This window comes from Bacillus sp. (in: firmicutes) (genome assembly GCA_017656295.1).
Taxonomy (GTDB): Bacteria; Bacillota; Bacilli; order Bacillales; family JACDOC01; genus JACDOC01.
Genome location: JACDOC010000010.1, coordinates 46,130 through 60,875 on the forward strand (window position 1 = coordinate 46,130; position 14,746 = coordinate 60,875).

Here is a 14,746-nt window from a genome sequence, read left to right on the forward strand (position 1 = left end):
GTATCAATAGCTGTCTTTTTTATTTCAGCTAGATTTTATAGCGAAACAATTGAAGGTGAAGGAAGTTGGAACATTTATTTGGTCAAGGGTGGGAAATCAGGCCAGCAGGAGGAGCAACTGGAGAAGCTTTTTTTGCCCAATATCAAGAGCAAAAATTGTTTTTAAAACGAAATTCCTCACCATTTTTAGCTGTACTCTCCGCTGAAGGCATTGTCCCTAAATTAATTTGGACAAAGCGACTTGAAAATGGAGATGTGATTACAGCTCAAGAATGGTTAAATGGCCGGGAATTAGAACCCAATGAAATGAAGCATGAACGAGTGGCAAGGCTACTTAAAAAAATACACAGCTCAAGTCCCTTGTTGACGATGTTGAAACGGCTAGGGAAGACACCTTTTGAACCAGAAATGATGCTAGCTGAAGTGGAAACGAGATTAGATCGAGAAACGTATCAAATCTCGATTGTTCAGCAAGCCATTCAATTTTTACAAAAGGAGTTACCTTGCATTAAGCCGGATGAATACGTCGTTTGTCACGGGGATGTGAATCATAACAATTGGTTATTGTCTGAACGTGATGAGCTTTATTTAATTGATTGGGATGGAGCGATGATTGCTGATCCAGCCATCGATATCGGCCTGTTGCTTTATTGGTATATTAATGAAGAGCAATGGGAAGAATGGCTTTCCCAGTATGGCTTGCCGTTAACGAAGGAGTTAAAGGTTCGGATGAAATGGTACGTCATCTCCCAAACGCTATTATCAATCCAATGGCATAAAGATAAAGGGCGCGTTCGGGAAATGCACTATTGGATTGATTATTTGCATTCCATTTTATAAAAGTTGATTCATTCCATCGATCCATTGCGATAACTGATTTTGGTTTGAATGAATATGCACTTTTAAATCTGAGGAATTCTTCCCATCTTGACTGTATCGATAAATTTCTTGCAATATTGGCTTTATATTTTCATGGATATTTGTATTTACCATTAGAGATTTAATTAATCGTTCCAACTGTTCGCATTCGGCTATCGATCCACAACAATCCATTTGTTGGTTCGTTAATATATCGAGTAACAACTCTATTTGGTTGTTATGTGTTAATGGCATTTGGCCACAACCTTTCATGAAAGATTCGGAATTCACATTTAGCTTGTGAATTCCGTTTTTAATTATTCATGTAAAATCGAATTTCGGCTTGCGCCATAAAAAAAGGCGTGGTATGGTTTGAACGATAAAACGAAAATGAGGTGTCACTATGCGTTTACGGAACAAGCCTTGGGCAAAAGATAAAATCAAACAGTATCCGCAATACATTATTCCTACTCCAGAACAATATAAAGGAAAATGGAACGAACTATTTGGGAATACCAATCCATTGCACATTGAAATTGGGACTGGTAAAGGTCGCTTTATTACCGAAATGGCGAAAGCAAATCCCCATATTAACTATATCGGAATTGAACTGTACGAAAGCGTGATTGTTTCCGCATTGGATCGCTTAATTGAAGCAGAATTACCAAACGTAAAGCTGTTAAATGTAAATGCAAAAGACTTAAAAGAGTATTTTGCAAAAGGCGATGTCGAGCGGATTTACTTAAACTTTTCGGACCCGTGGCCGAAAAAACGACATGCTAAACGTCGGTTAACTTATAAATCTTTCTTAGAAATTTACGAAGATATTCTCGTTGATGAAGGCGAAATTCATTTTAAGACCGACAATCAAGGGTTGTTTGAGTATTCATTGATCAGCTTTTCTGAATATGGGCTCTTATTAAAATTTATTAGTTTAGACTTACACAACAGCGACTTTGAAGGTAATATTATGACCGAATACGAAGAAAAGTTTTCGTCGAAAGGACAACGGATTTATCGCTGTGAAGTGAAATATGTAAAGCGGTAACCGATGGGTCAGCGCCCGTCGGTTTTTTACATTAAAAAATCGGCCCTTCTATCTGAATTTGCTGAATGTTACAATTATAATAGAAAAGGAGGATAGGATAATGGACAAACTCACACACGGTTCATTAACTTTTACATGGTTAAACGGTGGGGTCACTCATTTAGATGGCGGTGCTATGTTTGGGGTTGTTCCAAAACCGCTATGGTCGAAAAAATATCCTTGTAACGAGAACAATCAAATTGAGTTACGGACCGATCCGATTTTTTTTGAATGGAATGGCAAAAAAGTGATGATTGAGTCAAGTATCGGTGTAGGGAAATTAACTGATAAACAAAAACGGAATTATGGAGTTACCGAAGAATCGTCTGTTGATCAAAGTTTGGAACAACTAGGCTTTACACGAGAAGACATTGATATTATTTTAATGACGCATTTGCATTTTGATCATGCATGTGGATTAACGATGTGGGAAGGCGACAAACTTGTTTCGGCTTTTCCAAATGCAAAAATTTATACATCCCGAGTGGAATGGGATGAAATGAGAGATCCGAACATTCGCTCCAGAAATACGTATTGGAAAGAAAACTGGGAGCCCATTGCCGACCAAGTGATTACTTTTGAAGAGGAAATGGAAATTGATGTAGGTTTAAGAATGGTGCATACGGGCGGTCATAGTGATGGGCATGCTATCATTCTCTTGGAGCATGAAGGTGAAACCTTTGTTCATTTAGGAGATTTGTTACCAACCCATGCGCATCGAAATCCGTTATGGGTGTTGGCATTCGATGATTATCCGATGGATTCGATTCACCAAAAGCAAAAATGGATTCCTTATACGATTGAAAAAGATGCATGGATTTTGTTTTATCATGACGCATTTTATCGTGCCATTAAATGGGATGAAGAGGGAAATATCACACAATCCATTCCACGCACAAAATAACCCCCTAGTCTTTCGGGGGTTTTTTGTTTGTTAAATTTTATAAACATCCATAATAGCGCCGGTATAAGCATCCGCTATAAACTCGTATTGCTCCACACCATCAGACACCGTACGGGAGATCCCTCCGCGGTACACTTTCGTTTGTAAAGCCGATTTCGTATACGGTTCCGGTGTTGTCATAATCCAAGAGCCATGTACAGGTCCTTGCGCCTTAAACATTTTTTTAACTTTATTTAGGACGAGTTCAGAAGAAACATACGTTTTTTCATTGATGGCTCGTTTAACGAAATACGTAGCGGCTAATCCTAGAGTGAGACCGTAAATAAATGATTTCCACTTCAATGAATCGTTCCTCCCATCCCTATATTTTGATGAGGATGTATATCCGCACCGAGTTCTCCCATTTATTTTACCATACATATCCTCTCTTATCCTTTACTATAATAAGGATTCATATTTTTCTGATGTTTAACCTTTGTTATGGTTTCGAAAGTTCTGTAAAATAGAACATGTACATAAAAGATAATCGGGAAACTAATGAAAAAAGGAGATTAAACATGAATCACGAACTGTTTAAAACATTAACTGAATTGCCTGGAGCTCCAGGAAATGAACATGCTGTTCGAAAATTTATGCGTGAACAGTTGGAAAAATATGCGGATGAAGTGGTACAAGATCGTCTAGGTAGTATTTTCGGTGTGAAACGAGGTAATGAAGAAGGACCAACGATCATGGTCGCCGGCCATATGGACGAAGTTGGTTTTATGGTGACCTCTATTACGGATAACGGGATGATTCGCTTTCAACCGTTAGGCGGATGGTGGAGCCAAGTATTATTAGCTCAGCGCGTGCAAATTATAACAGACAACGGACCAGTCATTGGTGTCATCGGTTCGATTCCTCCGCATTTGTTGAATGAGGAACAACGAAAAAAACCGATGGAAATGAAAAATATGTTGATTGATATTGGAGCCGATGACCGTGAAGATGCTGAAAAAATTGGTATTAAACCAGGTCAACAAATTGTTCCAATTTGTCCATTTACACCAATGGCTAATAAGAAAAAAATTTTAGCAAAAGCGTGGGACAACCGATACGGATGTGGTTTGTCCATTGAATTGTTAAAAGAATTGAAAGATGAGACATTGCCAAATATTCTTTATTCAGGTGCAACGGTGCAAGAAGAAGTCGGTCTTCGCGGAGCACAAACGGCGGCAAATATGATTAAGCCAGACTTGTTCTTTGCTTTAGATGCAAGTCCAGCGAACGATATGACAGGCGATAAAAAAGAATTCGGTCATTTAGGAAAAGGAGCACTTATTCGTATTTTAGACCGCACGATGGTTACACATAAAGGCTTGCGAGAATTTGTCCTCGATATGGCAGAAACGCACGATATTCCATACCAATATTTCGTGTCTGCGGGTGGCACGGATGCTGGACGCGTTCATACGTCTAACGACGGGGTACCTAGTGCGGTCATTGGTATTTGCTCACGCTATATTCATACACATGCGTCCATTATTCATGTAGACGATTATATAGCGGCGAAAGAGTTGCTCATTCGTCTTGTGAAAGCGTGTGATGCATCGACCGTTGAGACCATTAAACAAAACGGTTAATGAAAAGGGAGATACCGGGGTAACCCGGTTTCTTTTATCCTGATAGAAAGCAGGGATGTCATTATGCTGATTGCCATTGGTTCAACAAATCGAACGAAAGTACAGGCAGTGAAAAAAATTTGCTCGCATCATTGGAAGGACGTCACATTCCTAGAAGTGAAGGCACCTTCTCAAGTAAACGACCAACCATTTTCCGATGAAGAGACAATTAAAGGAGCCATTCATCGAGCCCAATATTGTCTAGAACATACGGATGCCTCCCTTGCCTTTGGATTAGAAGGTGGAGTAGCGGAAACACCGTTTGGCCTGTTTCTTTGTAATTGGGGGGTACTTTTAACAAGAGAAGGAAAAGAGTATATTGCCGGGGGAGCTCGGATACGTTTACCGGAAGCGATTGCTGAGAGGTTAAGAAAAGGGGAAGAATTAGGTCCAGTGATGGATGATTATAGCCAACAAACTGGAGTGAGATTTAAAGAAGGGGCGGTTGGCATTTTAACTGGGGGACTTATTACCCGTGATGTGATGTACGAACATATCGTGCAATTATTAGTAGGTCAGTGGAAACAAAAACGTGGAGGGTGTTAATTGGCCCTCCACGTATTAAATTTTTATTCTTCAAACACATAGGAAAGGACGTCTAAGGCTTGGTCAATCGTTTCGACGGTAACATTTGCTTTTCGAGAAAGTTCTTTTAACGGATGATGAAGGGATGCTGGACGAATTAATATGAGCGGTTTTCCAAGGGTAGCTGCTGCACTCGCATCCATGGCCGTATTCCATTGCTTATATTTTTCACCAAATAGCGCAATGACAACATCCGCTTTTTGCATTAAAATTTGAGTCCGTAAATTGTTGATGCTAGATGCGGCTTCGTCACGATAAATCGGATTCGGTTGTGGACCTAAAATCTCTTCACCGATGAGATCCGAACGGTCGTGATTTTCCATCGGACCGACAAAGCGTAGTGGGAGGTTTTTCGCTTCTGCTTTTTCTTTTAATTGTTTTCGCCAATCACTATGAATTTCTCCAGCTAAATAGACGGTTAATTCCACGGGAATCCCTCCATATGTTGAATTTTTCATAATATTGTATCATATAAGCTCGGATGGTTCATGGATTCTTTTATGCTAGTTGTCAAATTATCCAGAACAGTTGTATGATTAAAAAAGTGAATGTGTACGAGGAGGCAAATCGATGAAGAAGCTGTTTTTATTTTTCCTCATCCTGTCAATGATGTTAGCCGGTTGCAGTATGAGCGAGGCTGATGTAAAAAGTAAGGCTCCTTTAAAGGTTCAAAGTGAACTTGCGAAGGAAGGAATGGAGCCAAATGAAAAAATCGGTTCGTATCAACTATTTTTACCGTTTGGCATGAAAGTGAAAGAGAACACAAAAAATAATATATTTTTAAAAAAAGGCTCTCAAACATATCTGTTGTTTATCAATAAAAACGAAGGGCTCGATAGCCAAGTATTGTATCAACAATCCACAATGCAAGATGATAATGTAATCGTCAATGAAACTTTTGAAAAAGAAGGAAAGTTCGGCTACTTGCTTGTTACAAAGGTTCAAGAAAAAGAATATGAAGTGATCGTGGGAATTGGCGGAATAAAGATGACAACTGTAACAACATTAAACGATGTTGTAGAACAAGCAGAACTTATGATGCGTGTCGTGGATTCCATTCAATGGTCGTAAATGATGAAGGAGGTTCGTTTTAAGGGCCTCTTTTTTATTTTGCTCTGTTAAACGATACTGTTTATATTTATACATTTCGCTTGTGGCGGACGCTTTCCGCGGGCAAGCCGCAAGCCGCTTCCCTCGCTACGCTCAAGTAACGGTCTTGCGGCTTCTTGTTCCCGCTGAAGTCGCCGCTTTTCGCTTCAGTGCTAAAAATCAACAATGAAATATAACATAGCCTTTATTTTAAAAATTGGAGAAATTCTTAAGGGAAACTGGACAAATTTGTATAAAATCAAAAAAGATGATAGACAAATTAAACAGGTGTCTTTACACTAGTAATGTATCAAAAAGAAGGAGGAATGTCGATGAAAGCATTTTTACAGAAAAAATGTGTGCATTTATCGGCAAAAGTGTATTTTGTCGATGCGCTTAGTTATATGGCACTCGGTTTATTTGGTTCTTTAATTATCGGACTTATTATAAAAACGATTGGTGTTCAATTAGGATTGCCTTTTTTTACTGAAATGGGTACGCTGGCGATGAGCTTATTGGGTCCTGCTATCGGGGCTGCGGTAGCGTACGGGCTTGGTGCACCGCCGCTTGTGTTATTTGCAGCTGTCGTGACAGGGGCGGCGGGAGCGACACTTGGAGGACCTGCAGGAAGCTTTGTTGCTGCATTAATTTCGACGGAAATCGGTAAGTTAGTCAGTAAAGAAACAAAAATTGATATTATTTTAACTCCGTTTGTAACGATTTTTGTTGGATATGCCGTCGCCTCTTTTATTGGCCCTGAAATTGATGCATTTATGAAAATGTTTGGTAGTTGGATTAGCTGGGCGACAGAACAACGACCGATTGTGATGGGAATGCTTGTGGCGATATTAATGGGCTGGGCGTTAACCGCTCCGATTTCGAGTGCGGCCATTGCGATCATGCTTGATTTAAGCGGAATTGCTGCCGGGGCAGCGACCATTGGATGTAGTGCACAAATGATTGGTTTTGCCGTAAGTAGCTATCGTGAAAACAAATTCGGTGGCTTCCTTGCCCAAGGATTAGGGACATCGATGCTGCAAGTACCAAACATTGTTCGTAATCCGTTGATTTTAATCCCACCTACCGTAGCCGGACTTGTTCTTGCCCCAATCGGAACAACGGTTTGGGTGATGGAAAATGTGGCGGCAGGCGCTGGAATGGGAACGAGCGGCTTAGTTGGTCAAATTATGACCCTTGAGACGATGGGCTTCTCTGTTGATGTCTTAATGAAAGTTCTTCTGTTGCATTTTGTTGGACCTGCCGTCATTAGCCTGTTAATATCAGAATATATGAGAAAGAAAGGCTGGATTAAACCAGGTCAAATGACCATTCAAACAGGAGGAAATTAACATGGAAAAATTAATATCGATTGAACAATTCCAACAAATAAAAGAAGAAGGAAAGACGATTTTCCTCTTTTCAGCAGATTGGTGTCCAGATTGTCGCTTTATTGAACCAGTATTACCTGAAATTGAAAATAAGTATACGGACTACCAATTTGTTTACGTTGACCGTGATCAATTCATTGACTTATGTGCTGAACTAGATGTGTTTGGCATTCCAAGCTTTATTGCCTATGAAAACGGCAAAGAAATCGGTCGATTCGTCAGCAAAGATCGGAAAACGAAAGAAGAGATTGAACAATTTATCGAAAGCTTATAATTATTCGCCGTGATTTTATATCACGGCTTTTTTTATTTTGTTCGAACAAAAAATTAGTGTAAAATGGATGGGGTAGTACATCGCCTATCTCCTAAGAGGAGGTTTTTTTCTTGAATGTGAGAACATTAAAAAATAAACTACAAAAACGGTTGGAACATCCAGAGCGGACCTTCCATTTTGATTCCAAAAAAGATACGTTGCGAATTGAAAATACGGAAACTCAAAAAGGAATTACGATTTCGTTACCACCCATTGTAGCAAAATGGGAAGATGTTGGGGACAAAGCCATCGATGAAGTGGTCTATTATGTGGAAGAAGCACTTAGCGTCATGGGAAAAGAGCAAACAGTGAATGATGAGGAAAAAAAGATTTTCCCTGTCATTCGCTCGACCTCATTTCCTAAAGAGGCGAAGGAAGGGGTTTCATTCGTATACGATGACCATACAGCTGAAACCCGGATTTATTATGCGCTCGATTTAGGTTCGACGTATCGACTGATCGATGTTGAATGGCTCGAAAAGAAGGGATGGAGTCATGAACATGTGCGTCAAACCGCCTTGTTCAATGTCCGATCTTTACCGACACCGGTGAAAAAAGATGAAGTAGCCGGAAACGTGTTTTACTTTTTAAATACAAATGATGGGTACGATGCAAGCCGTATTTTAAACCAATCCTTTTTAAAAGAAATGGAACGGAAAATCAAGGGTACGATGGCGATTGCCGTTCCACATCAAGATGTTCTCATTTTTGCGGATATTCAAAATGACCAAGGATATGACGTCCTCGCCCAATTAACAATGAGTTTCTTTACAAATGGGCATGTTCCAATTACGGCACTTTCCTTCTTATACGAAGAAGGGGAACTTGAACCGATTTTTATTTTAGGTAAAAATCGTAAACGATGAAAGGAGATACTGAAATGAACGTTTTTTATAACAAAGAAGGAATTGGGGATACGCTCATTATTACGTTAAAAGATGTGGCTAAAGACGATTATGCTTACGAAAAGAAAGGAAATGTTGTACGCATTTATAAAGAAGAGACGAACGAAACAACTGGGTTCAACATTTTCTCGATTTCTGAGTATATGACCATCGAAGCTAATGGAACGGTCGAATTGAACGAAGAAATGTTACATAAAATCAATGACATAATTAAAGAAGCTGGCTTTGATGAAACGCTCAATACGGACTTGTCTCCTAAATTTGTTGTTGGCTATGTGAAAGAAAAAGTGAAGCATCCGAATGCCGATAAATTAAGCATCTGCCAAGTGGATGTTGGCAATGAAGTACTACAAATTGTCTGCGGCGCACCAAACGTGGATACTGGTCAAAAAGTTGTTGTCGCTAAAATTGGTGCGGTTATGCCGAGTGGAATGGTCATTAAACATGCAGAACTGCGAGGCGTTCCTTCTAGCGGGATGATTTGTTCTGCACGCGAATTAAATTTACCAAATGCTCCACAAGAAAAAGGCATTCTTGTATTATCAGATGAATATGAGGTTGGTCAACGTTTCAATTTTAATCTCGCTTGACATACATCGGGGGACATGTCTCCCGATTTTTTTATTTCATTCGAGTATGCTGGTTGATCCATAGGAAAACGAACATCATGGTGAAAAAAATGGACAATGAACGCCATTCAATCAAAATCGGTCTAATGTCTTAAAAATATAGGTGGAAAGGCATTTTTTTCACCTATTATTGGATTCCTTTCCCACAAAAGGCGTGAAATTGTTAAAATAGTAGTGAATACAACAGAAAGAGTGATTACATATGAATTGGTTAAAGAAAATGATCGCCTTTTTCAAAGCGGAAGATATATATGAATCAATTGAAGAAGTTGCTCCGGCGAAAGAACAACCAATCCAAATAACGCAACAGATTGAAAAGAAAAAAGATATAGAAGCCCGAGTGGCTTACCACTATCCGAAAGGGCAATTTCGGTTTCCGCTCATTCCAGATGAGGAACCAAAGCGAAAGCGTCCACCGCGAAAGGCATCACATGTAAAAGAAGAAAGAAACACTCGTCCTGTGTCAAGTTCAGAATTATCATCAACATCGGAACGAAAGGAATCAATCTCCGTTCAACGTAAGCCGTTTCAGCCGACGGAAATTCCTTCACCGATCTATGGATTTCAGCGTCCAAAACAATTGCAAACGGTGGAGCCGATGTTTAGAAAAGCTCAAGAGGTAGAACCGGCATCTAAGCCGATTTTGGAGGAAGTGGTCACCCAAACTAAAAATGAAAATGAACATGTAATGCCGGTGACCGAATCAATTTCACACCAATATGAACAAGAAACGACCGTTTATCAAGAAAAACCATTTGAACATCCTGTCGCCAAGGAAGCTGGACGACAAGCTACCAAAATCGTGAAGAACGACGTAGAACAGCGTGAACAACCGGTTGAACAACTGCAACCAAAGGCAATAGAACTAAAAGACGAAACCGAGGTAACAGTCCAAGAACCCCAAATTGCAGCTGAAAAGCTAGAAAAAGAACGGCCACGACGAAAAACGATTCCGTTTAACGTTATCATGTTAAAGCAAGATAAAGAACGGTTACAAAAACAGTCACCTATCCAACAAACTAAACGTCCAATAGAAAAACAAGATGAAAGACAACCAGCGCCGTCTTCTCAGCCGACCCATACGAAGGTAAGTAACGAAGGAGATTACCACTTACCGTCGATTCACTACTTAACCCCACCTGTTCAAACGACCGTTGATAAAGAATGGGTAAACAAGCAAGCCCATCTTCTAAATGATACGTTAAAAAACTTTAACGTACGGGCGAAAGTCGTTCACGTTACTCAAGGTCCATCGGTAACAAGATTTGAAGTACAGCCGGAACCTGGGGTGAAAGTCAATAAAATTACAAATTTAGCAGATGATATTAAATTAAGTTTAGCTGCTAAAGATATTCGAATTGAAGCACCGATACCTGGAAAGCATACGATCGGAATTGAAGTACCCAATCGGCAAAGTCGTCCGGTATTTTTAAGTGAAATCATCGGTAAGCCCATGTTCCAAGAAAACGAATCCCCGTTAACGGTAGCACTTGGATTAGATATCGCCGGTCAGCCGGTTATTGCTGATTTGCAAAAAATGCCTCACGGGTTAATTGCTGGAGCGACCGGTTCAGGGAAAAGTGTATGTATTAACACAATGTTAGTTAGTCTATTATTTAAAGCTACACCAGAACAGCTCCGGTTATTGTTAATTGATCCGAAAATGGTGGAACTCGCTCCGTATAACCGAATTCCACACTTGATTAGTCCAGTCATTACCGATGTGAAAGCAGCGACAGCAGCTTTAAGATGGGCGGTTGAAGAAATGGAACGTCGCTATGAACTATTTGCCCAGATCGGAGCTCGTGATTTAAAACGCTATAATCAGCTAGCTGAGAGGGAAGGTCGTGAACATCTCCCATACATTGTGATCGTCATTGATGAATTAGCAGATTTAATGATGGTTTCACCAGCAGATGTCGAAGAAGCGATTTGTCGAATTGCTCAAAAAGCTCGGGCGTGCGGCATTCACTTAATTGTTGCAACACAGCGACCTTCCGTTGATGTCATTACCGGTTTAATTAAAGCGAATATCCCGACACGAATTGCTTTTTCCGTTTCCTCACAAGCAGATTCACGAACCATTATTGATATGGGCGGAGCAGAAAAATTATTAGGAAAAGGAGACATGCTATATTTAGGAAACGGATCGTCCAAACCCGTTCGTTTACAAGGAACGTTTGTCTCTGATGAAGAAATAGATGAAATTGTACAGCATGTGCGCAAGCAGCGAGAGCCATCGTATTTATTTGCACAAGAAGAATTAATGAAAAAGTCTCAATCGTTTGAGGAAGAAGATGAACTGTTTTATGAAGCGTGTGAGTTTGTCGTTGAGCAAGGTGGGGCCTCTACATCCAGTTTGCAACGACGATTCCGAATTGGATATAACCGTGCCGCTCGGTTAATTGACATGATGGAGCAACACGGCATTATTTCCGAAGCAAAAGGAAGCAAGCCACGGGACGTGCTAATTTCAGAACAAGATTTGGAAACCATCTTAGATACTAGTACAATATCGTAAAGCATGGTATTCTATATTTTGTGTATGTAAAAGCTTTCTTCCATTTCGTTTGCGCCTGTGGCCTTCTTTTTCGTAGGAAATACTTCGGATGGTAAGGGGATCAAAAATATGAAAGAAATAGAGTTAAAGATGCAAGGAAAAATAAAACGGTTAACGAATAAAACGTTTAAATTCGATGAGCGGATTAAGGATGGATGGTTTTCTGCTGTTTATTTTTTAAAAACGCGCGAAATTGTGAAAAAATATTGTCCTGATAATATTGTGACGATGCAATTTTTCCAAAAGAAGCACGCCGTCCTATGTGGAACGGATGAAGTCATAGCGCTAGTGAAAACGTTTGCTGATAATCCAGACGATTTAGAAATTTATTCGTTAAAAGATGGCGATAAAATCAGTCCATTTGAGACGGTATTAACCATTACCGGTCGCTATCAAGATTTCGGCTATTTAGAAGGAATTATTGATGGCATTTTAGCTCGTCGTACATCCGTGGCAACGAACGTTTATAACGTCGTAAAAGCGGCTGGCATTTCAGGGAAACAAAAGCCTGTCATCTTTATGGGGGACCGCGACGATCACTATACACAGCAAGCAGGAGATGGATACGCAGCTTATATTGGAGGTTCTACCGCTCAAGCTACTCACGCGATGAACGAATGGTGGGGCAAACAAGGAATGGGAACGATGCCTCATGCGCTTATCCAGCTATTTAATGGGGATATTGTCGCTGCCACGAAAGCGTATCATGAAACATTCCCAGATGATGATTTAATTGCGCTTGTCGATTACAATAACGATGTCATCACGGACGCGTTAAAAGTCGCACGTGTGTTTGGTGATAAATTAAAAGGAGTTCGTGTCGATACCTCTCGTACGATGATTGATAAATACTTTTTACGGAATCAACATTTACTTGGAACGTTTGATCCACGTGGTGTCAACGCAGAGCTTATTTTTGCTCTTCGAAAAGCATTAGATGATGAAGGCTATCATCACGTGAAAATTGTCGTATCCGGTGGTTTTAACGAAGAGCGTATTTTAGAATTTGAAAAACGTGGCGTTCCGGTGGATATGTATGGGGTAGGAAGCAGCTTATTAAAAATAAACATCGGTTTCACTGGTGACAATGTCATGCTGAATGGAAAGCATCAAGCAAAAGCAGGTCGTCGCTACCGTCCAAATCCACGATTAGAAAAAGTAGACTAAATATCATTGGGCCCAAAGCAACAGATGGGCTCAATTTTTTTCCATTGAACTAATAAAAAAACAGTGATATGTTAACGTTGAGTTTAATAGCACAACCGTTTCTTCAAATGACTCTCATGGTCATACATCAAAAAAAGTGGTATAATGAGTCAGTATAAAAGGAAACAATGTAATGATTAGCGAATGTCGTACGGATATCATTTTTCAAATGGTGTCATATACTGCTTAATGATAGACAATTGTTGGAGGTTCAATATATGACAGTATACCATTTTGTAGGGATTAAGGGTTCTGGGATGAGCGCGCTTGCACAAATACTTCACGATATGAAGTATGATGTGCAAGGGTCAGATTATGAAAAATACTTTTTCACTCAGAAAGCCCTTGAAGAAGCAAATATAAAAATCCTACCATTTCAAAAAGAAAACATTCAACCAGGAATGACGGTCATTGCAGGAAATGCGTTTCCAGATACCCATGAAGAAATTGAAGAGGCAAGGAAATTAGGAGTTCCTGTGATTAGGTACCATAAGTTTTTAGGCGACTTTATGCAAAAATTCACTAGTATTGCTGTAACCGGAGCTCATGGAAAAACCTCAACAACAGGTCTTCTTGCTCACGTGATGAAAGGAGCAAAACCGACGTCCTATTTAATTGGAGATGGTACGGGAAAAGGAGAACAAGATTCACAATACTTTGTGTTTGAAGCGTGCGAATATCGACGCCATTTCTTGTCATACTTCCCTGACTATGCCATCATGACGAATATCGATTTTGACCATCCAGACTATTTTGCGAACATAGATGATGTGTTTTCTGCCTTCCAAGAAATGGCTTGGCAAGTGAAGAAAGGAATCATTGCTTACGGAGACGACGAATATTTACAAAAAATTCAAGCAAAAGTACCTGTCTTATTTTACGGGTTTGGTGAAGAAAATGACTTCCAAGCGCGTAACGTTGTGAAAGAGACGACTGGGACGACTTTCGATGTGTTTGTCCGTAATACGTATTTTGCGACATTTAAAATTCCAGCGTTTGGTGACCATAACGTTTTAAATTCTCTAGCCGTTATTGCCTTGTGCCATTACGAAGATATTGATTTAGACATTGTGAAAGAACGGCTAGCGACGTTTGAAGGAGTGAAACGTCGTTTTACAGAAAAAACGGTAGGTGACCAAATTTTAATTGATGATTACGCTCATCATCCAACCGAAGTAAAAGCAACGATTCAGGCGGCTCGTCAAAAATATCCAGACCGTGAGATTGTCGCGGTATTCCAACCGCATACGTACACAAGAACGCAAGCCTTTTTAAACGAATTTGCTGAGAGCTTACGTTTAGCTGATTACGTCTATTTATGTGAGATTTTCGGTTCTGCTCGCGAACATGTCGGAAAGCTCTCCATTGATGATTTGCAGGAAAAAATTGACGGCTCACGCATATTAAACGAAGATGATCCGTCGATATTAGAAACCCATCGAAATAGTGTTCTTTTATTTATGGGAGCGGGCGATATTCAAAAGTTTCAACAAGCGTATGAACAATTTTTAGCTCAAAAAAATCAATAAGATACAACGGCCTTTTCTCGGAAGTTCGTCGAG

Annotated in this window: 16 protein-coding genes; 13 read left to right on the forward strand and 3 right to left on the reverse strand. The window is 39.9% G+C overall.

Annotated features, from left to right (window positions below; all coding sequences use genetic code 11):
* Positions 1–65: 65 nt before the first annotated feature.
* Complete coding sequence (locus tag H0Z31_09955) at positions 66–839, forward strand: phosphotransferase family protein (protein ID MBO8177762.1); 774 nt, start codon at positions 66–68, stop codon at positions 837–839.
* On the opposite strand, the gene H0Z31_09960 is transcribed toward H0Z31_09955, so the two are convergent.
* Positions 834–1,112, reverse strand: a complete 279-nt coding sequence (locus tag H0Z31_09960; protein MBO8177763.1) for a YtzH-like family protein — start codon at positions 1,110–1,112, stop codon at positions 834–836. The genes H0Z31_09955 and H0Z31_09960 overlap by 6 nt on opposite strands.
* A 148-nt stretch (positions 1,113–1,260) precedes the next feature.
* On the opposite strand from H0Z31_09960, the gene trmB reads away from it, so the two are divergent.
* A complete protein-coding gene (gene trmB / locus H0Z31_09965) occupies positions 1,261–1,905 on the forward strand; it encodes a tRNA (guanosine(46)-N7)-methyltransferase TrmB (GenBank protein MBO8177764.1) in 645 nt (214 codons plus the stop codon).
* A gap of 100 nt (positions 1,906–2,005) precedes the next feature.
* Positions 2,006–2,848 (forward strand): MBL fold metallo-hydrolase, encoded by an 843-nt coding sequence (locus tag H0Z31_09970; protein MBO8177765.1) that lies wholly within the window; start codon positions 2,006–2,008, stop codon positions 2,846–2,848.
* Between the two features lie 30 nt (positions 2,849–2,878).
* Here the strand turns inward: H0Z31_09970 and H0Z31_09975 are convergent, their stop codons facing one another.
* Positions 2,879–3,190 carry a hypothetical protein gene (locus H0Z31_09975; protein ID MBO8177766.1) on the reverse strand — a complete coding sequence of 104 codons (312 nt, stop codon included), beginning with the start codon at positions 3,188–3,190 and terminating at the stop codon, positions 2,879–2,881.
* Positions 3,191–3,405: 215 nt separating this feature from the next.
* On the opposite strand from H0Z31_09975, the gene H0Z31_09980 reads away from it, so the two are divergent.
* Together H0Z31_09980 and H0Z31_09985 are read left to right on the forward strand one after the other, a co-directional pair.
* Positions 3,406–4,470, forward strand: coding sequence for a M42 family metallopeptidase (locus tag H0Z31_09980; protein ID MBO8177767.1), 1,065 nt, complete (start codon positions 3,406–3,408; stop codon positions 4,468–4,470).
* Between the two features lie 63 nt (positions 4,471–4,533).
* Complete coding sequence (locus H0Z31_09985) at positions 4,534–5,055, forward strand: DUF84 family protein (protein ID MBO8177768.1); 522 nt, start codon at positions 4,534–4,536, stop codon at positions 5,053–5,055.
* Positions 5,056–5,078: 23 nt separating this feature from the next.
* Here the strand turns inward: H0Z31_09985 and H0Z31_09990 are convergent, their stop codons facing one another.
* Positions 5,079–5,522 carry a YtoQ family protein gene (locus H0Z31_09990; protein ID MBO8177769.1) on the reverse strand — a complete coding sequence of 148 codons (444 nt, stop codon included), beginning with the start codon at positions 5,520–5,522 and terminating at the stop codon, positions 5,079–5,081.
* Positions 5,523–5,664: 142 nt separating this feature from the next.
* Here H0Z31_09990 and H0Z31_09995 point away from each other — a divergent pair, with 142 nt between their 5' ends.
* From H0Z31_09995 to H0Z31_10030, 8 genes are all read left to right on the forward strand, one after another.
* Positions 5,665–6,165 carry a hypothetical protein gene (locus H0Z31_09995; protein ID MBO8177770.1) on the forward strand — a complete coding sequence of 167 codons (501 nt, stop codon included), beginning with the start codon at positions 5,665–5,667 and terminating at the stop codon, positions 6,163–6,165.
* 350 nt (positions 6,166–6,515) lie between these two features.
* Entirely contained in the window at positions 6,516–7,532 is a 1,017-nt protein-coding gene (locus H0Z31_10000; GenBank protein ID MBO8177771.1) for a PTS sugar transporter subunit IIC, read from the forward strand.
* Position 7,533: 1 nt separating this feature from the next.
* Positions 7,534–7,845: a thioredoxin family protein gene (locus tag H0Z31_10005; protein ID MBO8177772.1), complete on the forward strand. Its 312-nt coding sequence runs from the start codon at positions 7,534–7,536 to the stop codon at positions 7,843–7,845.
* Positions 7,846–7,955: 110 nt separating this feature from the next.
* Positions 7,956–8,750 carry a DUF1444 domain-containing protein gene (locus H0Z31_10010; GenBank protein MBO8177773.1) on the forward strand — a complete coding sequence of 265 codons (795 nt, stop codon included), beginning with the start codon at positions 7,956–7,958 and terminating at the stop codon, positions 8,748–8,750.
* Between the two features lie 14 nt (positions 8,751–8,764).
* Positions 8,765–9,379 (forward strand): DUF4479 domain-containing protein, encoded by a 615-nt coding sequence (locus H0Z31_10015; protein MBO8177774.1) that lies wholly within the window; start codon positions 8,765–8,767, stop codon positions 9,377–9,379.
* A gap of 241 nt (positions 9,380–9,620) precedes the next feature.
* A complete protein-coding gene (locus H0Z31_10020) occupies positions 9,621–11,939 on the forward strand; it encodes a DNA translocase FtsK (protein ID MBO8177775.1) in 2,319 nt (772 codons plus the stop codon).
* A 108-nt stretch (positions 11,940–12,047) separates the two neighbouring features.
* A complete protein-coding gene (locus H0Z31_10025; GenBank protein MBO8177776.1) occupies positions 12,048–13,145 on the forward strand; it encodes a nicotinate phosphoribosyltransferase in 1,098 nt (365 codons plus the stop codon).
* Positions 13,146–13,402: 257 nt separating this feature from the next.
* A complete protein-coding gene (locus tag H0Z31_10030; GenBank protein MBO8177777.1) occupies positions 13,403–14,713 on the forward strand; it encodes a UDP-N-acetylmuramate--L-alanine ligase in 1,311 nt (436 codons plus the stop codon).
* The last annotated feature ends 33 nt before the right edge of the window (positions 14,714–14,746 follow it).